Source organism: Pedococcus sp. P1_H8 (genome assembly GCF_056405175.1).
Window position 1 is genome coordinate 1 of the sequence record NZ_JBFUCP010000459.1, and the last position, 364, is coordinate 364.

Consider the following 364-nt stretch of genomic DNA (forward strand, 5'->3'; position numbering starts at 1 on the left):
AGGGCGAGGCGCTGACCTATGCCGAGCTGCACGCGCGGGCGAACCGCCTGGCGCACGAGCTCGTCGACCGCGGGGTGGGACCGGAGTCGCTCGTCGCCGTCGCGATCGGGCGTTCACTCGAGTTGATGGTCGCGCTGCTGGCGGTCGGGAAGGCGGGTGGCGCGTACCTGCCGCTCGACCTCGACTACCCGGCCGACCGGTTGGCGTACATGCTGGCCGACGCCGCGCCGGTGTGCGTGCTCACCGACGGCGAGCCCTTCGACACCGGACTGCCGGTGCTGACGGTGGATCTGGCCGATTCCCTGGGGGATTCGGGTGGGTCGCCGTCCGGTGCCCGCGCCGTGGCAGGCCATCCCGCATACGT

1 protein-coding gene is annotated in these 364 nt (G+C 72.5%); it reads left to right on the forward strand.

Going from position 1 to position 364, the window contains the following annotated elements; genetic code table 11:
• Positions 1 to 364 (forward strand): AMP-binding protein (locus AC1DYG_RS20835; RefSeq protein WP_477641727.1); only part of this gene is annotated, 364 nt, incomplete at both ends.